The 22,297-nt window shown below is 64.4% G+C and carries 23 protein-coding genes; 21 read left to right on the top strand and 2 right to left on the bottom strand.

The genetic code is table 11. From position 1 onward, the window contains the following. The 21 genes from MesoLj_RS11310 to MesoLj_RS11210 all read left to right on the top strand — a co-directional run bounded on the left by MesoLj_RS11310 (window position 1) and on the right by MesoLj_RS11210 (window position 20,400). The gene (locus MesoLj_RS11310; protein WP_140771722.1) at window positions 1-585 is read left to right on the top strand and encodes a MotE family protein; all 585 of its coding nucleotides are present in this window, start codon (window positions 1-3) and stop codon (window positions 583-585) included. Further along, window positions 582-1,292: a flagellar basal body L-ring protein FlgH gene (gene flgH, locus MesoLj_RS11305; protein WP_202326033.1), complete on the top strand. Its 711-nt coding sequence runs from the start codon at window positions 582-584 to the stop codon at window positions 1,290-1,292. The genes MesoLj_RS11310 and flgH overlap by 4 nt, the downstream gene beginning before the upstream one ends. 20 nt (window positions 1,293-1,312) lie before the next feature. Beyond that, entirely contained in the window at window positions 1,313-1,807 is a 495-nt protein-coding gene (locus MesoLj_RS11300; RefSeq protein ID WP_202326032.1) for a flagellar basal body-associated FliL family protein, read from the top strand. Next, window positions 1,804-2,535: a flagellar type III secretion system pore protein FliP gene (gene fliP, locus MesoLj_RS11295; RefSeq protein ID WP_056578257.1), complete on the top strand. Its 732-nt coding sequence runs from the start codon at window positions 1,804-1,806 to the stop codon at window positions 2,533-2,535. Before MesoLj_RS11300 ends, fliP begins: the two co-directional genes overlap by 4 nt. Before the next feature lie 252 nt (window positions 2,536-2,787). Next, window positions 2,788-3,783: a flagellin N-terminal helical domain-containing protein gene (locus MesoLj_RS11290; protein WP_202326031.1), complete on the top strand. Its 996-nt coding sequence runs from the start codon at window positions 2,788-2,790 to the stop codon at window positions 3,781-3,783. A 274-nt stretch (window positions 3,784-4,057) separates the two neighbouring features. Further along, window positions 4,058-5,128: a flagellin N-terminal helical domain-containing protein gene (locus MesoLj_RS11285; protein ID WP_202326030.1), complete on the top strand. Its 1,071-nt coding sequence runs from the start codon at window positions 4,058-4,060 to the stop codon at window positions 5,126-5,128. Between the two features lie 131 nt (window positions 5,129-5,259). Further along, on the top strand, window positions 5,260-6,909 hold the full coding sequence (fliF, locus tag MesoLj_RS11280) for a flagellar basal-body MS-ring/collar protein FliF (protein ID WP_140771733.1): 1,650 nt from the start codon (window positions 5,260-5,262) through the stop codon (window positions 6,907-6,909). A gap of 3 nt (window positions 6,910-6,912) precedes the next feature. Beyond that, on the top strand, window positions 6,913-7,533 hold the full coding sequence (locus tag MesoLj_RS11275; protein ID WP_202326029.1) for a hypothetical protein: 621 nt from the start codon (window positions 6,913-6,915) through the stop codon (window positions 7,531-7,533). Beyond that, window positions 7,530-8,909 (top strand): MotB family protein, encoded by a 1,380-nt coding sequence (locus MesoLj_RS11270; protein WP_202326028.1) that lies wholly within the window; start codon window positions 7,530-7,532, stop codon window positions 8,907-8,909. Before MesoLj_RS11275 ends, MesoLj_RS11270 begins: the two co-directional genes overlap by 4 nt. Next, entirely contained in the window at window positions 8,906-10,279 is a 1,374-nt protein-coding gene (locus tag MesoLj_RS11265; RefSeq protein WP_202326027.1) for a chemotaxis protein MotC, read from the top strand. The genes MesoLj_RS11270 and MesoLj_RS11265 overlap by 4 nt, the downstream gene beginning before the upstream one ends. After that, window positions 10,276-11,643 (top strand): flagellar hook-length control protein FliK, encoded by a 1,368-nt coding sequence (gene fliK / locus MesoLj_RS11260; protein ID WP_202326026.1) that lies wholly within the window; start codon window positions 10,276-10,278, stop codon window positions 11,641-11,643. Before MesoLj_RS11265 ends, fliK begins: the two co-directional genes overlap by 4 nt. Continuing rightward, window positions 11,573-12,160, top strand: a complete 588-nt coding sequence (locus MesoLj_RS11255; RefSeq protein ID WP_056578273.1) for a transglycosylase SLT domain-containing protein — start codon at window positions 11,573-11,575, stop codon at window positions 12,158-12,160. Before fliK ends, MesoLj_RS11255 begins: the two co-directional genes overlap by 71 nt. 224 nt (window positions 12,161-12,384) lie before the next feature. Next, entirely contained in the window at window positions 12,385-13,053 is a 669-nt protein-coding gene (locus MesoLj_RS11250) for a response regulator transcription factor (protein WP_019860967.1), read from the top strand. 79 nt (window positions 13,054-13,132) lie between these two features. Further along, on the top strand, window positions 13,133-14,389 hold the full coding sequence (locus MesoLj_RS11245; protein ID WP_202326025.1) for a flagellar hook protein FlgE: 1,257 nt from the start codon (window positions 13,133-13,135) through the stop codon (window positions 14,387-14,389). Window positions 14,390-14,416: 27 nt separating this feature from the next. After that, on the top strand, window positions 14,417-15,871 hold the full coding sequence (gene flgK / locus MesoLj_RS11240) for a flagellar hook-associated protein FlgK (RefSeq protein WP_202326024.1): 1,455 nt from the start codon (window positions 14,417-14,419) through the stop codon (window positions 15,869-15,871). A gap of 3 nt (window positions 15,872-15,874) precedes the next feature. Then, entirely contained in the window at window positions 15,875-16,918 is a 1,044-nt protein-coding gene (locus MesoLj_RS11235) for a flagellar hook-associated family protein (protein WP_140771746.1), read from the top strand. A 29-nt stretch (window positions 16,919-16,947) separates the two neighbouring features. Further along, window positions 16,948-17,295 (top strand): flagellar biosynthesis regulator FlaF, encoded by a 348-nt coding sequence (gene flaF, locus MesoLj_RS11230; RefSeq protein WP_140771748.1) that lies wholly within the window; start codon window positions 16,948-16,950, stop codon window positions 17,293-17,295. After that, on the top strand, window positions 17,292-17,735 hold the full coding sequence (gene flbT / locus MesoLj_RS11225) for a flagellar biosynthesis repressor FlbT (protein WP_140771750.1): 444 nt from the start codon (window positions 17,292-17,294) through the stop codon (window positions 17,733-17,735). The genes flaF and flbT overlap by 4 nt, the downstream gene beginning before the upstream one ends. 11 nt (window positions 17,736-17,746) lie before the next feature. Next, window positions 17,747-18,142, top strand: a complete 396-nt coding sequence (gene flgD / locus MesoLj_RS11220) for a flagellar hook assembly protein FlgD (RefSeq protein ID WP_181179853.1) — start codon at window positions 17,747-17,749, stop codon at window positions 18,140-18,142. Window positions 18,143-18,155: 13 nt separating this feature from the next. Continuing rightward, window positions 18,156-18,422, top strand: coding sequence for a flagellar biosynthesis protein FliQ (fliQ, locus tag MesoLj_RS11215; RefSeq protein ID WP_013893193.1), 267 nt, complete (start codon window positions 18,156-18,158; stop codon window positions 18,420-18,422). Between the two features lie 334 nt (window positions 18,423-18,756). Further along, entirely contained in the window at window positions 18,757-20,400 is a 1,644-nt protein-coding gene (locus MesoLj_RS11210) for an MFS transporter (protein ID WP_202326023.1), read from the top strand. A gap of 27 nt (window positions 20,401-20,427) precedes the next feature. On the opposite strand, the gene MesoLj_RS11205 is transcribed toward MesoLj_RS11210, so the two are convergent. Then, the gene (locus MesoLj_RS11205) at window positions 20,428-20,796 is read right to left on the bottom strand and encodes a cupin domain-containing protein (protein ID WP_202327250.1); all 369 of its coding nucleotides are present in this window, start codon (window positions 20,794-20,796) and stop codon (window positions 20,428-20,430) included. Window positions 20,797-20,891: 95 nt separating this feature from the next. Then, window positions 20,892-22,277, bottom strand: a complete 1,386-nt coding sequence (locus MesoLj_RS11200; protein ID WP_202326022.1) for an NAD(P)/FAD-dependent oxidoreductase — start codon at window positions 22,275-22,277, stop codon at window positions 20,892-20,894. Window positions 22,278-22,297 lie beyond the last annotated feature (20 nt).

Below are 22,297 nucleotides of genomic sequence, written 5' to 3'. Positions count from 1 at the left end.
ATGCCGATGATCTCGTCTCCCTCATCCCATGAAAGGCGCCGCCCCCGCGCAATCCTGTTCGCGGTCGCGGCTCTAGCCGCCATGTCCGTTTCCGGCGGAGCGCATGGTGAGGATACTGTTCGCCAGGTTCTGCCGGGAGCGCAGCCCGCGGTGGCACCGCAGCAATTGGCGCGGGAGAAAGCGCCCGACCAGAGCGAGATCGAGCGCTTCTGTTCCAACATCGCCGACGCCGCGCGCGACCGCCGCTACGCCTTGCAGGCCGAGGAGTTGAAGCAGCTCCAGGCCGGCATCGACGAGCGCATGAAAGCGCTGGACGCCAAGAAAGCCGAATACGAGACCTGGCTGAAGCGGCGCGAGGTATTCCTCGCCCGGGCCGAGGACGGCGTCGTCAAGATCTATGCCGGCATGAAACCCGATGCGGCGGCAGAACGGCTGGCAATGGTCAACGCCGACCTGGCGGCGGCCATCCTGATGAAGCTCGATTCGCGCAAAGCCGGCGTCATTCTCAACGAAATGGACCAGAAGGCGGCGGCAACGCTCACCGGCATCATGGCCAGCGCAGCCCGAAGGGTAGATCCGTCATGATCCGCAGAATGTTCATCCTGTGCGCGGTCGCGGCACTGTCCGGCTGCGGAACCAACCTCAAGGAGGTCGGCAAGGAACCGTCGCTGTCGCCGGTGGGCTCCGGCATCGACGGCGGCAGCACCGGATCCATGTACAAATATCCCGAGACGCCGCGGCAGCCGGTGAAGAAGTTCTCACTGTGGGACGATCGGCAGAGCCGGCTGTTCACCGATCCCCGGGCGCTGTCCCAAGGCGACATCCTGACCGTCAAGATCAAGATCAACGACCGCGCCAACTTCAAGAACCAGAACGACAGGAGCCGCACCGCCAACCGCAAGCTCGGTTTCGACATCAGCGCGCAATGGGACAAGGTCGGCAGCACCGCCGGCAAGGGCTCCGGAGCGCTCAACTCCCAGACGGACACGACCGCCGATGGCGAGATAAAGCGATCGGAAACGCTCGAGCTCAACGTCGCGGCTGTCGTCACGGACGTCCTGCCCAACGGCAATCTGATGATCAGCGGCTCGCAGGAAGTGCGCGTCAACTATGAACTCAGGGTGCTGACCATCGCCGGCATCGTGCGGCCGGCCGATATCGGCGCCGAGAACACGATCCCCTATGAGCGTATCGCCGAGGCGCGCATCTCCTACGGCGGACGCGGCCGCATAAGCGAGGTTCAGCAGCCGGCCTACGGCCAGCAGGTTCTCGACCAGGTTCTTCCGTTCTAGGAATTGGAGAACAAAACGCCATGGCCAATATCGAACAGGTTCAGCCTCGCAAGGGTCCTTCCCTTGTGGTCCAGGGCGCCATGCTGCTGGTGGTGACGGCCGCCGCCATCGGCATGGGCTGGATGTCCGGCGGCTATCTCAAGGGCGTCGGCGCACCGTCATCGGTGCCGGTTGCGCCCGAGAATGAAGGCAAGGTCGCGGAGCCTGCCGCCGCGCACGAAGCCGGCACGGGACCGACGCTGGTCACGCTGGCGCCGATCACCACCAACATGGCCTCGCCCTCCGACACCTGGATCAGGATGGAAGTATCCGTGGTCTACGATGCACCGCAGCCGCCAACGATGACGGAGGACATCCATCAGGACCTTCTGGCCTTCGTGCGTACGCTGAAGATGCATCAGATCGAGGGCGCCAGCGGTTACCAGCACCTGAAGGCGGATCTCGAGGAACGAGCCTCGATCCGCAGCCAGGGGCATGCCAAGCAAATTCTCATCAGGACATTGCTGCTCGAATGAGAAAATTCCTTCTCGCTATCGCATTGATCGGTGCCGCCACCTCCGTCGCGGCGGCGCAGCAGCTGGACCTTGGCGGCATCGGCAAGGCCGACGGCACCACCGTCGGCTACATCATCCAGATGTTCGGCCTGCTGACCGTGCTGTCGGTGGCGCCGGGATTGCTGATCATGGTGACCAGCTTCACCCGTTTCGTCATCGCCTTCTCAATCCTGCGCGCCGGCATCGGCCTGCAGTCGACGCCGGCGAACCTCATCCTGATTTCGCTGTCGCTGTTCATGACCTTCTATGTCATGGCGCCGACCTTCGATCAGGCCTGGAACACCGGCGTCAAGCCGCTGATGGACAACCAGATCAGCCAGACCGAGGCCTTCGAGAAGATCTCGGATCCGTTCCGCACCTTCATGCTGCACAATGTGCGCGACAAGGATTTCGATCTCTTCGCCGACCTCGCCCGCGAGCGCGGCCAGGTCGTTGCCAAGGAGACGGTCGACCTGCGCATCCTGGTGCCCGCCTTCATGATCTCCGAGATCCGCCGCGGATTCGAGATCGGCTTCCTGATCGTGCTGCCATTCCTGGTCATCGATCTGATCGTCGCCACCATCACCATGGCGATGGGCATGATGATGCTGCCGCCCACCGTGGTGTCGCTGCCTTTCAAGATCCTGTTCTTCGTCCTGATCGACGGCTGGAACCTGCTCGTCGGCAGCCTGGTGCGCTCCTTCACCTGATTCTTTTTCCGTCGCGCACCGGCGAAGGAGGCCATCCCCGACGGGGGTTGGGCGGTGCGGGAGCCGTGATCGAATTCTCCCGAATTATTTTCGATTAACCGTCCGATTTAGTCCTTTGGTAGGGACTTGCCGCCATAGTCGCTCGCAGATGGCGGGTGACCCAAAAACAACGGTCATTGGCATGATGCCGCTCCGTCATACCGGACAAACCGGTATGTCAAAAAAACCTGTAAAATTAGGGTACGAGTAGCCATGGCCAGTATCATGACCAATGCCTCGGCGCTGACCGCGCTGCAGAGCTTGAACGCCACACAGAAGAACCTCGACACCACCCAGGCCCGCATCTCGACGGGCTATCGCGTCTCCCAGGCTTCGGACAACGCCGCTTACTGGTCGATCGCCACCACCATGCGCTCCGACAACCAGGCCATGTCCACCGTTTCGGACGCGCTCGGCCTCGGCGCTTCCAAGGTCGACACCGCCTACACCGGCATGGACAGCGCGATCACCACCATCAACCAGATCCAGCAGAAGCTGACCGCATCTTACGGCCAGACGGATGCTTCCAAGGAAAAGACCCAGGTTGAAATCGCCGCTCTTCAGAAGCAGTTGAAGGCCTACGCCGATGGCGCCACCTTCTCCGGCACCAACATGCTGTCGGTAAACAGCGGCGCGACGGCCACCGCCGCCGCGGACGTCAAGATCGTTTCGGCCTTCAACCGCAGCTCCGCCGGTGCGGTTTCGATCTCGACGATCGACGTCAACGTGGAAAGCATCAAGCTGTATGAAGCCGGCACCGCTGCGACCGTGTCGAAGGGTATCCTCGACTCCAATCGCCTCGGCACCACCGGCGCGGAAGTTGCCACGGCTTCGGCGCCGACCCTGGGTGCTGCCGCCGCGGCTACCGACACCTATTCGGTCGCCAGCCTGGCCATCTTCTCGGGCACCACTGCTGCCAGCGACACCCAGATCCAGCAGATGATGACCGTCGTCGATGCCGCGCTCAAGGACATGACGGGCGCCGCCACCAAGCTCGGCGCCGCCAAGAGCTCCATCGACCTGCAGAAGACCTTCACCTCGAGCCTGATGGACTCCATCGATCGCGGCGTCGGCCAGCTCGTCGATGCCGACATGAACAAGGAATCGACCCGCCTCCAGGCTCTGCAGGTTCAGCAGCAGCTGGGCGTCCAGGCGCTGTCGATCGCGAACGGCTCGTCGCAGTCGATCCTGTCGCTCTTCCGCGGCTGATCGCTCTCAAACGGCTACATCGTCAGACGGGCCGCGCCAAAAGCGCGGCCCGTTTTGCGTTTGCTCCAGCCCCACGCAACCCTCATTTCTTAACCCTCGAAAGCGCGCCTTTAACAGGGCGTTAACCATAACGCGCTAGTCATGGTTAACCATAGCTTACAACGGATTGGCGAATCGGCCCGGTCGGGCCGACGGCAATCGATGGGGCGGGCCAGCGGCTCGCGAGGGCAACGCCGGTTTTTGAGAAGCCGGCCTGGGAAAAGGAGCGAGTTTCTTGGCGAGCATCATGACAAACGCTGCGGCGTTGACTGCACTTCAAAGCCTCAACGCCACCAACAAATCGCTTGAGCAGACACAGTCCCGAATCTCGACGGGCTACAGGGTCTCGGAGGCCGCCGACAACGCCGCCTACTGGTCGATCGCCACGACGATGCGCTCCGACAACCAGGCGCTGTCGACGGTGCAGGATGCGCTTGGCCTCGGCGCCTCGAAGGTCGACACCGCCTATACCGGCATGAACAATGTCCTGACGACGATCGGCCAGATCAAGACCAAGCTGCTTTCCACCGTCGGCCAGACGGACGCCGCCAAGGCAAAGACGCAGACGGAAATCACCGCGCTCCAGGCACAGATGAAGTCCTTTGCCGATGCCGCCACCTTTTCGGGTTCGAATTTCCTGTCGGTGACGTCGACGCAAGTCACCGCCGCCAATGACGGCGTCCAGCCCGACGCCAAGATCGTCTCATCCTTCAATCGCTCCTCGTCAGGCGCCATCTCGCTCGGAACGATCGACATCGATGTCGAAAGCACGAAACTGTTCGATTCCGGTCTCCCCACCGCCGTCAAGAACCAGGGCACGCTCGACCGCAAGACTTCCGTCTACGCGACAACGGCCGCGCAGACCCTTTACGACAAGGCCTATGCGACCGCGCTCGCCGGCGGAGCCACCGACATCGCCGCCAACACCGCTGGCCAGACGGCGGCTGGCTCGACGGTTGCCAAGATCGACAACGTTTCCGCCTTCAATCTCGACATCACGGCATCGGGCGTAACCGACGACATCATCACCCAGATGATCGGCAAGATCGACAACGTCATGAGCCAGCTGACCGACCAGGCCACCATCCTCGGTTCGGCCAAAAGCAGCATCGACCTTCAGAAGACCTTCACGCAGAGCCTGATGGACTCCATCGACCGCGGCGTCGGCCAGCTCGTCGATGCCGACATGAACAAGGAATCGACCCGGCTGCAGGCGCTGCAGGTCCAGCAGCAGCTGGGCATCCAGTCCCTGTCGATCGCCAACAGCTCCTCGCAGTCGATCCTGTCGCTGTTCAAGAACGGCTAATTCAGCCGTAACCGACGGCTACCCCTGCTTCCAATCCACGGGCCGCGCCGCAAGCGCGGCCCGATTTCATTTTCGCACAAGCTTCGAGGGCTAGTGTTCCGGCGGACAATCATGCTGGGAGTCGCTCTATCGTGCCGGAACAGATCCAGAGCATCATCTCGAATCTCCGCGATTTTGGTGTGAAGCGCCTCGCCATGCTCGCGGGCATCGCCGTTCTGGTGATGGGCGTTATCGGCATCGCCTCGGTCTACCTCAACCGTCCCGCCTACGACACGCTCTATGTCGGGCTCGATCGCTCCGACGTGAACCAGATCGGCCTGGTGCTGGGCGAGGCCGGCATCGGCTTCGACGTCGGTTCGGACGGGACCTCCGTTCTGGTGCCTGCCGGCACCACGGCGCAGGCACGCATGCTGCTTGCCGAAAAAGGCCTGCCGACCAGTTCCAATGCCGGCTACGAGTTGTTCGATAATGTCGGCGCGATGGGCCTCACCTCGTTCATGCAGCAGATCACCCGCGTGCGTGCGCTCGAAGGCGAGATCGCCCGCACCATTCAGTCCATATCGGGCATCAAGGCGGCGCGCGTCCACATCGTCATGTCCGAGCGCGCCAATTTCCGCCGCGACGAACAGCAGCCCTCGGCGTCGGTCGTCATCCGCTACGCCGGCATAGACGCCGAGAAAAGCGCCCAGTCGATCCGCCATCTCGTTGCCGCCGCCGTCCCAGGCCTTTCGGCCGACAAGGTGACGGTGCTCGATTCGAACGGCAACCTGCTGGCCGCCGGCGATGATCCCTCCAACACCAGCGCGGCCCGCACGCTGGGCGTCGAGCAGACCGTGGAGGCGCAGATCGGCGACAACATCCGCCGCGCGCTCACCCCCTATCTCGGGCCCGACAATTTCCGCGCCAGCGTCAAGGCCGATGTCAACACCGACACCCGCCAGACCGAAGAGACGATCTTTGATCCGGAGTCGCGCGTCGAACGCTCGGTGCAGTCGGTGCGCGCCAATGAGAACAGCAACCAGAAGCAGGCCTCCACCCCGGCCAGCGTCGAACAGAACCTGCCGGAGACCCAGGCGACCAGCACCGAGGGTCCGCAGACCTCCTCGGCCAACGACCGCAAGGAAGAGATCACCAACTACGAGATCAACTCCAAGAAGATCGCCACCGTCTCCAACGGCTACACCGTCACCAAGATGTCGATCGCCGTGGTCGTCAACCAGGACCGGCTGAAGACGATCCTGGGCAAGGACGCCACCCCGGAGCAGATCGCCAAGCGCGTCGCCGAGATCCAGAAGATGGTAAGTTCCGCCACCGGCTTCGACGACAAGCGCGGCGACGTCATTGACGTCTCCGCGGTCGAGTTCATCGACGGACTGGATGGCGAGGCGATCCCACAGGCTGGAATGCTGGATTCCATCGGCCAGCACGCAGGCACGCTGATCAACGCCGGCGCCTTCATCGTGGTGGTGTTCCTTGTGGCCTTCTTCGGCCTGCGGCCGATGGCGGCGGCGCTGACGGCAAAGGCGACGCCCGCTTTGTCGGGTCCCAATTTCGATGAAGTCCAGCGTTCGCTGCCGACACCGGAGGCAACCGCTTCCGCCGATGCGGGTGCCGCCATCGGCGCCTTGCCCGGCGCGCGGCCCGGCGTTACCCCGCTCGACGATCTTCGCCAGAAGATCAGGCCGGCGCCACAGGAGCGGCTTGCCCGCATGGTCGACCTCAATGAGGAGCGCACCGCGCAGATCTTGCGCAAATGGGCGGCCCAGGAAGTCGCGGCGTAACCCATGGCCTCCGCAGCCCTTTTCGATCTTCTCCCTGATTTCGGCACGCGCGCGCCGCGCATCAGCCAGCCCCAGGCCACGTCCGAGCACAAGCCGGAAGCATCCGCACCGCCGGCCGATATCGGCACGCTTATCGCCGAGGCGGTCGCCCAGGCGGAGGCAACGCTGGCGCAACGCCTTGTATCTGCCCATGACGCGGCGCTGGAAGCGGAACGCCAGGCCAATGCCGAGGAAGCACGGATCTTTCTCGAAAGCTTCGGCGGCGACGTCGGCAACGCCGTTTCGACACGCATCGATGCCATGGAGGCGCGCGTGACGGATCTTGTCGCCGCCACGGTCGCCCGCATCATCGGCGGTGTCGTCAGCGACGATCTGCAGAAGCGCTCGCTTGAAGCACTTGCCGGCGCGGTTCGTGAAGCGGTCGGCGATGGCGAAGCGGTGCGCATCGCCGTCCGCGGGCCGCTGTCGCTGTTCGAAACGCTGAAGGCATCGCTTGGACCACGCGCTGCTAATCTCGACTTCATCGAGGCGCCCGGCTTCGACCTGACGGTGACCATTGACGAGGCCGTGTTCGAGACACGCATGGCCGAATGGTCGGCAACCCTTTCCGAGGTCTTGTCATGAGTGTCGCCGAGGCCGATCACGGCAGGCACGAGATCATCATCGTGCGGCATGCCCATGGTGACCACGACGAAGGCCATCACGGCGGCGTCTGGAAGATCGCCTTCGCCGACTTCATGACCGCCATGATGTGCTTCTTCCTGGTCATGTGGCTGATCAACGCCGCCAACGAACAGACCAAGGCGGCCGTCGCCAGTTACTTCAACCCCGTCAAGCTGGTCGACCGCAATTCAAGCCGCAAGGGCCTGGAAGACCTTGGCGACGGGCCAAGCGCGATTGGCACGACTGCCCAAAACCCGCAAAAGACCACAGCCAAGGCTGGTCAGGGCGGCAATGGCGAGGCTGGTTCATCCGACCGCAAGCAGGAAAAGCAGGAGCCACAGCAGCCGCAACAGTCAGACGATCATCTCTTCGCCGACCCTTACGCCGTGCTCTCGGAAATCGCCACCGACACCGGCGTCATGCAGAATGTCAGCCAGAAGGGTGATGGCGGCGCGCAGAGCGCCGGTCCCGCGACGGGCGCCTCGGGCGGCGCATCCTACCGCGATCCCTTCGAACCCGATTTCTGGTCGCAGCAGGTGGCCACGCCCGCCGCCGAGGCGAGTGCGCAGCGCGCCAAGATCGAGGGCGATCCCCTCAAGCCGGGCGACAAGGCCGCCGAGACGCAAGTTGCCAAGGTCAAGGCCGTGCCGCCCGCCCCGCCGGTCGAGGACGCGCCGCTCGAGCCTCTGGCGAAGGATGGCAAGGAGGTTGCCACGGCTATGGCCAGGGTCGGCGAAACCAAAGCCAGCGATGCCGAGGCAGCGGATGGCAAGGTCACGGATGCCAAGGCGGCCGATGCGCCCCGGCCGGATGCAACCGTCGAGAAGCAAGAGGCTGCAAAGCCCGAGACCGCGGAAAAGGCACCCACCGCCGCCGCGCTGAAGGCGGCCGCCGACGTCAAGCAGCAGCTGGCTGATGCTTTCAAGCCCGGCGACAAGCTTCATGATGGCGTCTCGGTCGAGGCCACCGACAAGGGCGTCGTCATCTCGATCACCGATCAGCTCGACTTCGGCATGTTCGAAGTCGGATCGGCTGTGCCGAGCCGCGAACTGGTGCTGGCAATGGAAAAGATCGGTCGCATCGTCAACGGCCAGAAGGGCACCATCAGCATCAACGGCCACACCGATGCGCGCCCCTTCCGCAGCGCCAGCTATGACAATTGGCGGTTGTCGACGGCGCGCGCTCATTCGGCCTACTACATGCTCGTGCGCGGCGGCGTCGACGAACGCCGTATCACCGAGGTCGCCGGCTTCGCCGACCGCCAGCCGAAGGATCCCGCCGACCCCATGTCGGCGGTCAACCGCCGCATCGAGATCCTGATGGCGACCGGCGGATGAAGCGCGCGGCCATCACCAGCCGGCTGATGGGCCTGTTGCTGCTGGCCGCTGGATATCCGTCGGCCGGCTTTGCCCAGGACACGCTGCAGCCTTACCAGCTGGTGCGCTCGCTGCAGCTTATCCAGGATCGGATCGCCGCCGGCGATCACGCCGCGATGCCAATGCAGGCCAAGCTGCTGCAGATGACCGACGCGCGCCTGCGCGCAGCGGACGCAGACGACTTCAAGGATCCCAGGAACTTTCGTGCGCTGCTGGTCTACGGCATGAGCGGCGGCAATCCATCTACCGTCGAGGCGGCGGTCTCCCGCGCCAACCCGGTGGATGCCCAGGATCTCTCGATTGCCAAGGGCATCATCAACTATCTGGTTGGCCGGCCCGCCGGCGCCATTGAAGTCCTGAAGCCAATCGACCCCATGACATTGCCAAGCGACCTCGGGGCCTTTCTTGCGCTGGTCAAAGGATCGCTGATGGCGACGGACGACCCGGCGGCGGCGCTCACGCTGCTCGACGAGGCCAAGCTGCTCAGCCCCGGCACCCTCGTCGAGGAAGCCGCCTTGCGGCGCTCGGTCGGCATCGCCGTGGCCCAGGGCGATGCCGTGCGGTTCGCGCTTACGTCCACCCAGTATGTCGAGCGCTATCTCTATTCGCCCTATGCCAGCCAGTTCGCCGATTCCTTCGTTTCCGGCGTCATCGCGCTGCACATGTCGATCAGCCAGGACAAGTTGGCCGATATCACCTCGATGATGGATCCCGAGCGCGAGAAGGTCATTTATCTGCGCATTGCCCGCCGTGCCGCGATCGACGGCCTCAGCGAGTTGTCGGCCTTCGCCTCGGCGCGGGCCGAACAGGGCCGCGACGGCAACACCAATCAGGGCGATCCGCGCGCCCAGCTCTACTCCAGCCTGTCCACGGTGACGTCGGGCACGATCGAGGACGTTCGCACCAAGCTTGGCAAGATCGACCGCAGCAGGCTGTCGGACGGTGACCGTGCCCTGCTCGACGCCGCCCAAGCCATCGCCGGTGAGGTGGTGGCGCCGCCTGCTTCCCTTCCGGCAGCAAATGCGGCACCAGCAACCGTTGCACCGCGGTCCGAGACCGAGGTTACCGCCACGCAGGCCGCCGACGAGGCCGGATTGCCGCCCGTCGAGGGTGCGGTCTCCGAACAGCCTGCCGTTGCGCCATCCGGCGGCACGGCAGCGGCCGCACCGAGCGCGCCAACGCCTCCGGCCGACTCGGCGACGGTCCTGCCGGCATCGGCGCCGGCAAACACTGCCGGTCCCGACACGACCGACCCGACCGACGCCGCCATGATGAAAACCCGCCGACAGCTCGACCTTATCGACCAGATGCTTGGAGCCGCTCCGAAATGACCCCCAGCCTCGGCCCGGCCCTGCCAGGATTTACCGCCACGCGCACGGAGCAGCCAGCTGTGCCCGGAAAGAAGGATGATGCTGGTTTCGGCAGGATGGTGCATCGCGGCGCAAGCCAGGCGGAAAAGCAGCCGACGACCGAGTCCGGGGCACGCGATCCACGCTGGAGCAAGCTTGCCGCCGGCCTTGCGGCGCAAACCGGCGAGGACGAACCGATGCCGGCTGGCAAGGCGAGGACCGCAGCGACCGGATTGACGGCTGCGAAATCCATGAAGGACGGCAAGGAAGTCGAGGCGGACAAGGACGCCGACACCGAAACGCCGACGACCGACGCCGGCGCAACGCCGCTCGACGACCATCTGCCTTTGCTGATGGCGTTTCATGACCTGCGCCATTTCTCGACATCGGCCAAGTCGGCCGACGCGGGCCAGGCCGGACAGGAATCGGCGCTCGACGGGCAGATCTTGCCCAAGGCCTATCGGGCGACCTCCGCCGGGCATGACGACCTCGAACCGATGACGAAGTCGGAGCGGGCATCGCTCGTCGACGGACCGCTGACAAAGCTCGACGGCCAGTCCGTCCGCGACGCCGCAGCTGGCGTATCGCGGCATGACAATGCAATCGCTCCCGGCCCGCTACCCGAGACGACGGCCGCCGAGGTGCCTGGCGCCGGGTCGAAGCAGGCGGCGCCACAGATGAAATCCATCGCCGACGTCCAGTCCTCGTTGCGGCTGGAGCCAGGAAAACAGCTCCCGGCATCGGCGCGCATCGACGTGGTCTCCGAGCGCAGCTTCCCTGCCCCGCCTCAAGCTCCCATGAGCCAGGCGGCGCTCAGCATAATCAACGCCGTAGCGGCAGATGGTGGCCCGCGGCAGGCGTTTTCAACGACCTCCGCGGCCACCCAGACGACCGGCTCTGTTGCCGTTCCGACACATGTGTTGAAGATCGAACTTCACCCGGCCGAACTGGGCATGGTCACCGCCCATCTTCGCCTCTCCAGAGAACAACTCTCGATTGAACTGAAGCCCGAAACGCACGATGCCTACCGCCGGCTTTCCAGCGACAGCGAGGCGATCGTCAAGTCGCTGCGCGGGCTGGGCTTCGAGGTTGACAAGGTCACCATCATGCAACCGTCGGTGGCCGTTCCGGCTACAACCCGGGCGGATGCAACCGCCTCGCCCGCCGCGGCGCCTGGCCGCGACCAGTCCTCCTTCCAGCCTGGAAACTCTGGCGGTGGCAACAGTGGAGCCGGCGGCCAGCAACCGGGCCAGCAGTCCGCAAGGGGTAACCATGATGACGCGCAGGATTACGGCCGCGCCGCTTCGCCATCTCGCGAGCGCGCTGGCGGCGATATATTTATCTAGCCTCGCGAACGCCGCCCTCGCCGCCACCAATCCCTGCGAGCCCGAGATCCTGCGCGCCGCCGACCGCTACGGCGTGCCCGCCGGCATCCTCTATGCCGTCGGCCTGACCGAGACGGGAAAGAAAGGGAGCCTTCAGCCTAATGCATTGAATATAGAAGGAAAAGCGGTCTTCCCAAGGAGTCGGACCGAGGCCCTTGCCACCTTCGCCAACGCGCAGCGCGAGGGCAAGACACTGATCGATCTCGGCTGCATGCAGATCAACCACCACTACCACGCCTCGCATTTCCGCAGCGTCGAGGACATGCTGGACCCGCGCCAGAACGTCGACTACGCGGCGCGTTTCCTGGCCAGTCTCCATGCCCGCCACGAAACCTGGTCGATGGCCGTCGCCCGTTATCATGCCGGCCCGGACAACGACCCGGCGCAGAAGGTCTATGTCTGCCGGGTGATCGCCAACATGGTCGCCACCGGCTTTGGCAGATGGACAACCAACGCCCGCGCCTTCTGCAACCAGTGAGCGCATTCTCTGGTTCTAATGTACCGATTCCACTGCTTTGGGCTTGCCGTTTTGACTTGCCCGGAACTTCCCGCCGCAAGCATATCTGGCTGCACGCTAATGCAACCGGTACGATTCCAGACTCCCAAGAAACTAGTTACAAGAAATGATGGTTGTTCACGATTCCCACCAGCGGTTACGCCTTTCCCCACGGGGCAGATGTGCTGATTCGGAAGGCGGGGCCGATGATCGTGATCGTTGACGAGCGAGAGCTCGTGACTGAGGGATACAATTCACTTTTTGATCGCGAGGGCGTCGCCTGCGCGGGCTTCGCGCCCGGCGAATTCGGCGAATGGGTGAACTCGGCCGCCGATACCGACCTGCGTTCGGTGCGGGCCTTCCTGATCGGCGACTGCCGCGAAGGCGCCATCTCGCCGCGCCAGATCCGCGACCGCACCGGCGCTCCTGTCATTGCGCTCAGCGAGCAGCATTCGCTGGAGAACACGCTGCGGTTGTTCGAGAGCGGCGTCGACGACGTCATCCGCAAGCCCGTCCATATCAGAGAGATCCTGGCCCGTATCACCGCCATCCGCCGTCGCGCCCATGAGGATGTCGCCTACACCGAGATCGGCGCCATGCGCATCTTCATGGACGGCCGCGATCCCGAGATCGACGGCCAACCGTTGCCCCTGCCGCGACGCGAACGCCGCATCCTCGAATATCTGGCGAGCAACCGCGGCCGCCGCGTCACCAAGACCCAGGTCTTCAACGCCATCTACGGCATCTTCGACGAAGAGGTCGAGGAGAACGTTGTCGAAAGCCACATCAGCAAATTGCGCAAGAAGCTGCGCGAGAAGCTGGGCACCGACCCGATCGATTCCAAGCGCTTCCTCGGCTACCGGCTCGTGTTCTGATGCCGTGCCGCGCCAGCCTCGCGCAAGACAGGGCGCGTAGCCTCGCTGCCAGTGGCATGGATATTGCGGAGACATCTCGATGAGCCTCTACGGAATGATGCGGACCGGCGTTTCCGGCATGAACGCCCAGGCAAACCGCCTGTCGACGACAGCCGACAACATCGCCAACTCCGACACCAACGGCTACAAGCGATCCTCCACCGAATTTTCGACGCTGATCATGCCGTCGACGGGAGGCGCCTATAATTCCGGCGGCATCACCACGACGATCCGGCAGTCGGTCAGCGATCCGGGCGTACTTCAATACACGACATCGGTTTCCGACCTTGCCGTCAGCGGCGACGGCTTCTTTGTCGTCCAGGACCCGAGCGGCACGCCTTTCCTGACCCGCGCCGGCGCTTTCGTTCCCGATGCACAGGGCAGGCTGGTCAACGCGGCCGGCTTCCAGCTTATGGCCTACAGCTACGAAAACGGCGTCCCGGCGGCGACGGTGAACGGCTTCGAAGGACTGGTCCCGGTTGTCATCTCCGACCAGGGAATGACCGCAACGCCGAGCACCGAGGGCAACTACACCGGCAACCTGTCGGCCGGCGCGACCCCGGTCGTCGCCGCCAACCTGCCCTCCACCAACTCGGCGGGCGCGCAGTACACTTCGAAATCCTCGATGGTCGCCTACGACAATCTCGGCAACAAGAAGCTGCTCGACGTCTATTTCACCAACACCGGCGCCGGCACCTGGCAGGTGGCGGTTTTCGACCAGTCCAAGGCGACGCCGGGAACATCGTTCCCCTACACAGGTGGCGCGCTCGGCACAGCCAACCTGACCTTCGACACCACCACCGGCAAGCTCACCGGCGCCACCACGGGCGTTACCTTTACCGTACCGGGCGGCGCCAGCCTCAATCTCGACCTATCGGCGATGACCCAGCTCGGCACCGGCTTCACGGTTTCCGACGCGAAGGTCAACGGCAACGCGCCAAGCACCATCGACAAGGTCCAGATCGGCAAGGACGGCACCATCTACGCCCAGTACAAGGATGGCTCCACCAAGGCGCTCTACAAGATTCCGCTGGCCGATGTGCAGAGCCCCGACCAGCTCAAGGCCCTCCCCGGCAACGTCTACGCGCAGGGCACCGAATCCGGCGCGGTCCGCGTCGGCTTTGCCAATGAAGGCAAGCTGGGCTCGATCATCTCCGGCGCGCTCGAGAATTCCAACGTCGACATCGCCGAAGAGCTGACCGACATGATCGCGGCGCAGCGCAGCTACACCGCCAATTCGAAAGTCTTCCAGACCGGTTCCGACCTGATGGACGTCCTTGTCAACCTGAAGAGATAAACCGGGCGTGGCCCGTGAAAGACCAGCATGTCGTTATCTTCCGCATTGAGCATCGCCCAATCGGCGCTTATGAACACCGCGCGGCAGACCAGCGTTGTCTCGCGCAACGTCGCAGACGCCTCCAATCCAGACTACACGCGCCGCATCGCCGTCGTCACCAGCACGGCGCCCGGCGCGCGTTCGGTTGATATCCAGCGCGTAACCAACGACCTGCTCTTTAGGCAAAATCTCAGCGCCTTGTCGGCGTATAGCGGCCAGAACGCGCTCTACAGCGGCATGGATCAGCTGGACGTTTCGGTCAACGGCGTCGACAACGCCTCCTCGCCCTCGACCGCCATCGCCAATCTGCAGCAGGCGCTGCAACTCTACGCCACCTCGCCGTCCAACCAGAATCTCGGCTCCAGCGTCATCGACGCGGCCAAGCAGGTCGTGCGCTCCCTGAATGAAGGCTCCCAGGCCATTCAGAGTTTCCGCACCCAGACCGACAGCCAGATCGACACGGCGGTCAAGGACCTCAATTCGCTGCTCAGCCAGTTCCAGGACGCCAACCAGGCGGTTATTTCCGGGACCCGTTCCGGCACCGATGTTTCCGACGCGCTCGACCAGCGCGACGCGCTGCTGAAAAAGATCGCGGACTATGTTCCGGTATCGACCTTCACGCGCGGCGACAACGACATGGTCATCACGACGGGTGATGGCACCACGCTGTTCGAGACCATACCGCGCACGGTGAGCTTCACCCCGTCGGCCGGCTATGCCGCCGGAGCCGCCGGCAACACCGTCTATATCGACAACGTGCCGGTCTCCGCGGGAGCCGGCGGCAACACCAGCGCCAGCGGCAAGCTTGCGGGCCTGCTGCAATTGCGCGACGGCGTCGCCTCGACCATGCAGAGCCAGCTCGACGAGACCGCGCGCGGCCTGATCACGGCCTTTGCAGAGACCGCCACATCGATGCCCAATGCCGCCGGCCTGTTCACCTGGTCCGGCGCGCCGGCGGTGCCCGCCGCAGGCACTCTGGTCAATGGCCTGGCTTCCACGATCAGCATCAATACGGCGATGGATCCGAGCACCGGCGGCAATCCGACCTTGCTGCGCGACGGCGGCGCCAACGGCGCGGCCTACGTCTCCAACACCAGCGGCGGCGCCTCCTATTCCAGCCTTCTGGTCGCCTATGGCGATCGGCTCGACCAGCCGATGACGTTCGATCCCGCCGCCGGCATTTCGGCGACCTCCAGCGTTTCCGACTACGCCGCCAATTCGATCGGCTGGCTCCAGGGCATGCGCCAACAGGCTTCGACCGCCGCCGACGCGAAGGAGGCACTGGCGCAGCGCAGCTCCGAGGCGCTGTCCAATGCGACCGGCGTCAATGTCGACCAGGAAATGTCGCTGCTGCTCGACCTCGAACACACCTACCAGGCATCAGCCCGGATGATGAAGACCGTCGACGACATGATGACGGCCCTGTTGAACGCGGTGGGATAATCCATGACCTCAGTTTCCTCGGCCGCCCTCTCCAATGCCATGCGCTATCAGCAGATGCGCATGCAGGCCGACCTCGTCAAAGCAACGAAGGAATCATCGACCGGCAAGGTCGCCGATGTCGGCTTGGCATTGGGCGGACGCACCGCCCAGTCCGTCACCTTTTCGCGCGACCTCGACCGGCTGAACGTCATCGTCGATTCCAACGGGCTGGTCACCGCCCGGCTTGCGTCGACCCAGACCGCGCTCGGCCAGCTCTCCGGCGTGGCGCAGACCTTCCTGTCCAGCCTGACCACCGCATCTTCGGGCGACAACTCCGACAGCCTGACCCAATCGACCGGCCAGACGACGATCCAGCAGCTTGCCTCGATCCTCAACACCAGTGTCAACGGCGAGTATCTGTTCGCCGGCACCAACACCGACGTCAAGCCGATCAACGATTTCACCGCCGCCGGCTCAACGGCCAAGGCCGCCTTCGATGCCTCCTTCGTCGCCAAATTCGGCTTCACGCCCGATGATCCGGCCGCCGCCAATATCACCACCGCCCAGATGGACGACTTCATCACCAACGATGTTACGCCGCAATTCCTCGGCGCGGGCTGGCAGGCCAACATGTCGAACGCCACCGACCAGCAGATCGTCAGCCGCATCGCCCTCAACGAAACCACCGCCACCTCGACCAGCGCCAACAGCGACGGCATCAAGAAGCTCGCAATGGCCGCCGCCATTGTCTCCAGCCTGATGTCCACCAACATCAGCCAGGCGGCGAAGGACAGCATCGTCAGCCATTCGCAGACACTGGTCGGCGAGGCGCTGAGCGGCATCGCCCAGGTCCAGTCCGAAACCGGCATCGTACAGAAGCGTGTCTCCGATGCCAGCGACCGCATGAAGACGCAGGTCGACCTGTTCGAACGGCACATCCTCGATCTCGAGGCCGTCGACCCGGCCGAAGCCGCGACCCGCGTCGCCGATCTGACGCAGCATATCGAGACGTCCTTCGCTCTGACGGCGCGCCTGCAGCAGCTCAGCCTGTTGAATTACCTGACCTGACAACTCCCAGCGGAACGGTAGAGCCACCGATGTACCAATTTTCTTATGCCGACGTCCAAAGCACCTCCGTCTCGGATGCCAAGGATCGTGAGCGCGAACTCCTGACCCGCTCGATCGACATGCTGGCTGCGGCGGCAGTGGCCGGCCAGGATTCGATGGAGGCGGTGGAGGCACTGCATTTCACCAATCGCGTCTGGACTACCTTCGTCGAGGATCTCGGCTCCAGCGACAATGCGCTTCCCAAGGAATTGCGCGCCAACCTGATTTCCATCGGCTTATGGCTGCTGCGCGAGGCGGAGGACATCCGCCAGGGCCGCACCAACAATTTCGAAGGGCTGATCGAAGTGTCCCAGATCATCCGCGACGGCATTCAATGACCAACACGCTGAAGATATCGCTGAAGCCCAACGAGAAGATCTACATCAACGGGGCCGTCATCCGCGTCGACCGCAAGGTCACCGTTGAACTGATGAACGACGTGCAGTTCCTGCTCGAAAGCCATGTGATCCAGGCCGACCAGGCATCGACGCCGCTCAGGCAGCTGTATTTCATCGTTCAGGTCATGCTGATCAACCCGGCCGGTGCTGGCGAGGCGCGCGAGATGTTCCGCCGCTCATTGCCGCTGCTCATCGCGAGTTTCGAGGACGCTGATATCTGCAGCGCTCTGAAGCAGATCGACCGCATGGTCGGCGAGGATCATATCTACGAGGCATTGAAGGCGATCCGTTCGCTTTATCCTCTCGAACGCCGCGCGCTTGGCGGCAATGACGATGTTCCGGGCGCACCGCGCCCGCTGGCCGTGGGAGCACGCTACTGATGACCGTGGACATGACGACGACGATACCGGTTGGCGCCAATTCGGCGACCACGTCGACCTCGAAGACAGCGGTCGACTACCAGTCCTTCCTGAAGCTTCTGATCGCCGAGATGAAGAACCAGGATCCGACCAAGCCGATGGATTCGACGCAGTACGTCGCCCAGCTCGCCACCTTCTCGCAGGTCGAGCAATCGGTGCAGACCAACACCAAGCTCGACCAGATCATGCAGTCCTCGGCGCTGTCGCAGGCCGACGCGCTGATCGGCCGCTCGATCACGTCGGCCGACGGCAAGACCACCGGCATCGTGTCTTCGGTGACGCTCGCCAGCAGCGGACTGATCGCAGTGCTGCAGGATGGCACCCAGATCCCCGTCGGCGCAGGCGTGTCGATCAAGCCGGCAAGCTAGGCCAACCTCCCACATGAACGAGGCCGACGCACTCGACATCGTCCAGTACGCGGTGTGGACGGTGCTGACCGCCTCCGCGCCGGTTGTGCTGGTCGCCATGGCGGTCGGCATCGGCATTGCCCTCATCCAGGCGCTGACGCAGGTCCAGGAAATCACCTTGACCTTCGTGCCGAAGATCGTCGCCATCATGCTGGTGGTGGCGCTCACGGGTCCGTTCATCGGCGGCCAGATATCGGCCTTCACCAACGTCATCTTCGAGCGCATCCAGAACGGGTTCTGACGCAACCAGCGGGGATGCACGGGGGGCCGTCCGAGACGTCCATGATCCGGCAAGTCGCAGGGCTCTATAGCGGCGTTCGCCGCAAGGGCCTCTCGCAAAACCCCGGACCACCCCGGACCGACCGGCGGACCATGTGCGCCATGGCCGGCGTCCGGCCGTGAGCGATGGCTTGGGTTTTCGCGATGCGGAGGTGTGGCCCTCCTCTATCCCCTTGTTGGACCATGATCTTCCTCGCATCGCATTCGCCCTTTGCGGCGCGATGCCATAGTTTCGGCAAACGATGCGGAGAAACGGATCACCGCAAGGATCAGCACGCTGTGGCAGGGACCCATCCATGATTGACGAGAAACCGGATAGCGAAGGCGCTTCGGCGCTGGCGCCCTTCCGGCATGGCATTTTCCGAGCCGTCTGGTCCGCAAGTCTCGTTTCCAATTTCGGTGGTCTGATCCAGGGCGTCGGTGCCGCCTGGATGATGACCACGATCGCCACCTCGCCCTATCAGGTCGCCCTGGTCCAGGCCTCGACCACCTTGCCGATCATGCTGTTCGCGCTTGTCGCCGGCGCCATCGCCGACAGCTTCGACCGCCGCAAGGTGATGCTGGTCGCGCAGACCTTCATGCTCGTCGTCTCGGTGCTCCTGACGGTGTTCACCTGGTATGGCCTGATCACGCCCTGGACGCTGCTTGCCTTCACCTTCCTGATCGACAGCGGCACGGCGCTCAACAGCCCATCCTGGCAGGCGTCCGTCGGCGACATGGTTCCCCGCAACAAGGTGCCCGCGGCCGTTGCGCTGAACTCCATGGGGTTCAACCTGACACGCAGCGTCGGCCCGGCGATCGGCGGCATCATTGTCGCGGCCGCCGGCGCCGCGGCCGCCTTCGCGGCGAACGCGGTCAGCTATATCGGCCTTATCGTCGTGATGGCGCGCTGGAAGCCCGACGTGCCGGTATCGACCTTGCCGCGCGAGTCTCTGGGTGCTGCCATGGGCGCCGGCCTGCGCTATGTCGCCATGTCGCCCAACATCGGCAAGGTGCTGGTCAGGGGTGCCGCCTTCGGCTTCAGCGCCGGCGCTGTCCTGGCGCTCTTGCCGCTCGTCGCGCGCGACGTCGTCAAGGGCGACGCCTTGACCTACGGCATCATGCTTGGCTCGTTCGGAATCGGTGCCGTCGGCGGCGCGCTGATCAGCGTGCGGCTGCGGCAAATGCTCTCCAGCGAGACGATGGTGCGCTGTGCCTTCGCCGGCTTCGCCGTCTGCGCCTTCAACGCCGCGATCAGCCATCACGCCTGGCAGACGTCGCTCGGCCTGCTGGTCGGCGGCGCCTGCTGGGTAATCGCGCTGTCGCACTTCAACGTCACCGTGCAGATGGCGACGCCACGCTGGGTGGTCGGCCGGGTGCTGTCGGTCTACCAGACCGCGACCTTCGGCGGCATCGCGCTGGGCAGCTGGATATGGGGCGTCGTGGCCGATGCGCATGGCGCCGAGACGGCGCTGATCGCGGCCGCCATCGCCATGCTCGCCGGCGGCGCCATCGGCCTGGTGCTACCGCTGCCGCAGCAGCAGGTGCTGAACCTCGACCCGCTCAACCGTTTCAAGGAGCCGCATCTGGCGCTCGACCTGAAGCCGCGCAGCGGGCCTATCGCCATCATGATCGAGTACATCATCCGCCATGAGGACGAGGCGGAATTCCTCGCCACCATGGCCGAACGCGGCCGCATCCGCCGCCGCGACGGTGCCCGCAACTGGACACTGGCGCGCGATCTCGAAAATCCGACGATATGGATCGAGCACTACCACACGCCGACCTGGCTCGAATATGTCAGGCACAACGGCCGCATCACCCATGCCGATGCCATGGTCGGCGATCGCCTGCGGGCACTGCACAGCGGTGACGAACCGCCGCGCGTACGGCGTGTCATCGAGCGTCCGACCACCGCCGGCACAGCGCTGGTGATGGCCAAGGGGCCGATCGAGCACTGATTTCGATACGCCGCTGACGTCCGTCGATCACCCCGCCGACTGGATCATGTAGAGCTTGCGCGTGGTCTCCCGGATCCGCCATTCGCCCTTCCATCCCCGCGGCAGCACGAGAAGGTCGCCCGGCCCCAGTTCACGCGCCTCGCCGTCAGCGCGGCTCACCTCCACCCGTCCGGAAATGATGTGGCAAATTTCCGATGAATCCGACCGGTCGGCGGTGAAGCGGCCGGGCGTACACTCCCAGATACCGATATCGACGGTGCCGTCCGGTGACTGGAAAAGCGAGCGCGCCGCTTCGACCTGATCTCCCTCGATGGAAGTGGGCTTGGGTGAGAACGCGCCGATGTCGGTCTTGGCGAGATCGTGGAAGGTCGAAAGGTCGATCAAGTTGGACTCCATGAACAAAGCAATTCCAGGAAAAGTGTCCAGCGGTTTTCCGTCCGCAATTGCGTAAAGACAAATTGCTGGAGCGGTTCAGCGAACGCTGAACCGCTTCAGTGACCCGTAATGCTGTCGGCGAGCGCGGCCAGTCTCGACGTATGCGCAAGCCCGGCGGCTTCGCGTCCGTCAGCGATGCGATAAAGCTGGTACATCGAATGCACGCCGAGCCAGCGGAACGGCTCCGGCTCCCATGGCCTGACCTTGCGGTTGACCCAGGGCAGCCTCGTCAGCTCCGTCTGCTGGCCGAGGATCAGGTCAGCCAGCGTGCGCCCCGAAAGATTGGAGCTCGACACGCCAAGTCCGACATAGCCGCCGGCCCAGCCGATACGGGTGGCGGGATCGAGGCCAACGGTCGTGCACCAGTCGCGCGGCACGCCGAGCACGCCGCACCAGGCGTGCTCGATGCGGCAGTTCGCCGTCTGCGGCAGCAGCGTCGTCAGGATCTGATGCAGCTGGTCGATCGTGGCCTGCTGCGTCTGCCCATTGACGTCGGTGCGCGAGCCGTAGCGATAGGGCACGCCGCGCCCGCCCATGGTGATGCGTCCCTCGCGCGTACGCTGGGCATAGCAATAGGCGTGGGCGGCGTTGCCGAGAAGCTCGTGACCTTCCCAGCCGATCTGGCGCCAAAGCGCCTCCGGCAGCGGCTCGGTCACGATCTGCGCGCTGTTGAGCGCCAGCCAGGTCCGTTCCTCGCCGGGAATGCCTGCGGTAAAACCCTCCGTCGCGCGGATGACGGTCTCCGCTCGCACCGTGCCGTGGTCGGTCGTCACTGTGCCCTTGGCGATGGCCGTCACCGTCGTCTGTTCGTAGATCGGCACGCCGAGGCGCTCGACGGCGGCGGCAAGCCCGCGCACCAGCTTGGCCGGCTGCACCCGCGCTTGCCCATGGACGACGAAGCCGCCCATGACATTGCGCACATCGATGCGTGCCCGCGTCGCCGCTTGATCCAGCATCTCGACGCGGTCCGGATCGACGTCCCAGGCGCGGATCGTTTCGCATTCCTCGCGCGCGCGTTCGAGCTGCGCCGGGTTGGTGGCCACCGTCAGATTGTCGACGCGGCGGATATCGGCATCGATGCCTTCCGCGCTCGCCACCCGGATCACCTCGTCGACGCAGCCCGCCATGGCCGCCTGCATGGCGCTCACCCCTTGCCGGGTCGAGGTCTTGAGATATTTTTCGCGCGACCAGGAGAAGCCACCCGACAGCCAGCCGCCATTGCGGCCCGAAGCGCCGAAGCCGGCAAACTCGCGCTCGATCAGCACGACGCGCAGCGATGGTTTGGCCTTCTTCAGATAATAGGCCGTCCACAGCCCGGTATAGCCGGCGCCGACGATCGCGACATCGGCCTCGACATCGCCGGGCAAGGGCGGCCGGGGCGTGGGAACCCCGCCCAGATCCGCATACCAGAACGATATGTCGCCGTTGCGTTTGGCTTGCATGGGATGACTTTCGGTAGAGC

Source organism: Mesorhizobium sp. 113-3-9 (genome assembly GCF_016756515.1).
Taxonomy (GTDB): domain Bacteria; phylum Pseudomonadota; class Alphaproteobacteria; order Rhizobiales; family Rhizobiaceae; genus Mesorhizobium.
Note: the sequence above shows the minus strand (reverse complement) of the source record. Positions and strands in the feature narration are given on the sequence as shown.

Excerpts from the sequence above, each read along its gene's own strand:
- flaF (WP_140771748.1), top strand. The coding sequence starts at position 16,948 with ATGTACCAATTTTCTTATGCCGACGTCCAAAGCACCTCCGTCTCGGAT.
- MesoLj_RS11265 (WP_202326027.1), top strand. The coding sequence starts at position 8,906 with ATGAAGCGCGCGGCCATCACCAGCCGGCTGATGGGCCTGTTGCTGCTG.
- MesoLj_RS11210 (WP_202326023.1), top strand. The coding sequence starts at position 18,757 with ATGATTGACGAGAAACCGGATAGCGAAGGCGCTTCGGCGCTGGCGCCC.
- MesoLj_RS11270 (WP_202326028.1), top strand. The coding sequence starts at position 7,530 with ATGAGTGTCGCCGAGGCCGATCACGGCAGGCACGAGATCATCATCGTG.
- MesoLj_RS11255 (WP_056578273.1), top strand. The coding sequence starts at position 11,573 with ATGACGCGCAGGATTACGGCCGCGCCGCTTCGCCATCTCGCGAGCGCG.
- MesoLj_RS11200 (WP_202326022.1), bottom strand. The coding sequence starts at position 22,277 with ATGCAAGCCAAACGCAACGGCGACATATCGTTCTGGTATGCGGATCTG.
- fliP (WP_056578257.1), top strand. The coding sequence starts at position 1,804 with ATGAGAAAATTCCTTCTCGCTATCGCATTGATCGGTGCCGCCACCTCC.
- fliK (WP_202326026.1), top strand. The coding sequence starts at position 10,276 with ATGACCCCCAGCCTCGGCCCGGCCCTGCCAGGATTTACCGCCACGCGC.
- MesoLj_RS11290 (WP_202326031.1), top strand. The coding sequence starts at position 2,788 with ATGGCCAGTATCATGACCAATGCCTCGGCGCTGACCGCGCTGCAGAGC.
- MesoLj_RS11300 (WP_202326032.1), top strand. The coding sequence starts at position 1,313 with ATGGCCAATATCGAACAGGTTCAGCCTCGCAAGGGTCCTTCCCTTGTG.
- MesoLj_RS11310 (WP_140771722.1), top strand. The coding sequence starts at position 1 with ATGCCGATGATCTCGTCTCCCTCATCCCATGAAAGGCGCCGCCCCCGC.
- fliQ (WP_013893193.1), top strand. The coding sequence starts at position 18,156 with ATGAACGAGGCCGACGCACTCGACATCGTCCAGTACGCGGTGTGGACG.
- MesoLj_RS11245 (WP_202326025.1), top strand. The coding sequence starts at position 13,133 with ATGAGCCTCTACGGAATGATGCGGACCGGCGTTTCCGGCATGAACGCC.
- MesoLj_RS11205 (WP_202327250.1), bottom strand. The coding sequence starts at position 20,796 with ATGGAGTCCAACTTGATCGACCTTTCGACCTTCCACGATCTCGCCAAG.
- MesoLj_RS11275 (WP_202326029.1), top strand. The coding sequence starts at position 6,913 with ATGGCCTCCGCAGCCCTTTTCGATCTTCTCCCTGATTTCGGCACGCGC.
- flbT (WP_140771750.1), top strand. The coding sequence starts at position 17,292 with ATGACCAACACGCTGAAGATATCGCTGAAGCCCAACGAGAAGATCTAC.
- MesoLj_RS11250 (WP_019860967.1), top strand. The coding sequence starts at position 12,385 with ATGATCGTGATCGTTGACGAGCGAGAGCTCGTGACTGAGGGATACAAT.
- flgK (WP_202326024.1), top strand. The coding sequence starts at position 14,417 with ATGTCGTTATCTTCCGCATTGAGCATCGCCCAATCGGCGCTTATGAAC.
- flgH (WP_202326033.1), top strand. The coding sequence starts at position 582 with ATGATCCGCAGAATGTTCATCCTGTGCGCGGTCGCGGCACTGTCCGGC.
- MesoLj_RS11235 (WP_140771746.1), top strand. The coding sequence starts at position 15,875 with ATGACCTCAGTTTCCTCGGCCGCCCTCTCCAATGCCATGCGCTATCAG.
- flgD (WP_181179853.1), top strand. The coding sequence starts at position 17,747 with ATGACGACGACGATACCGGTTGGCGCCAATTCGGCGACCACGTCGACC.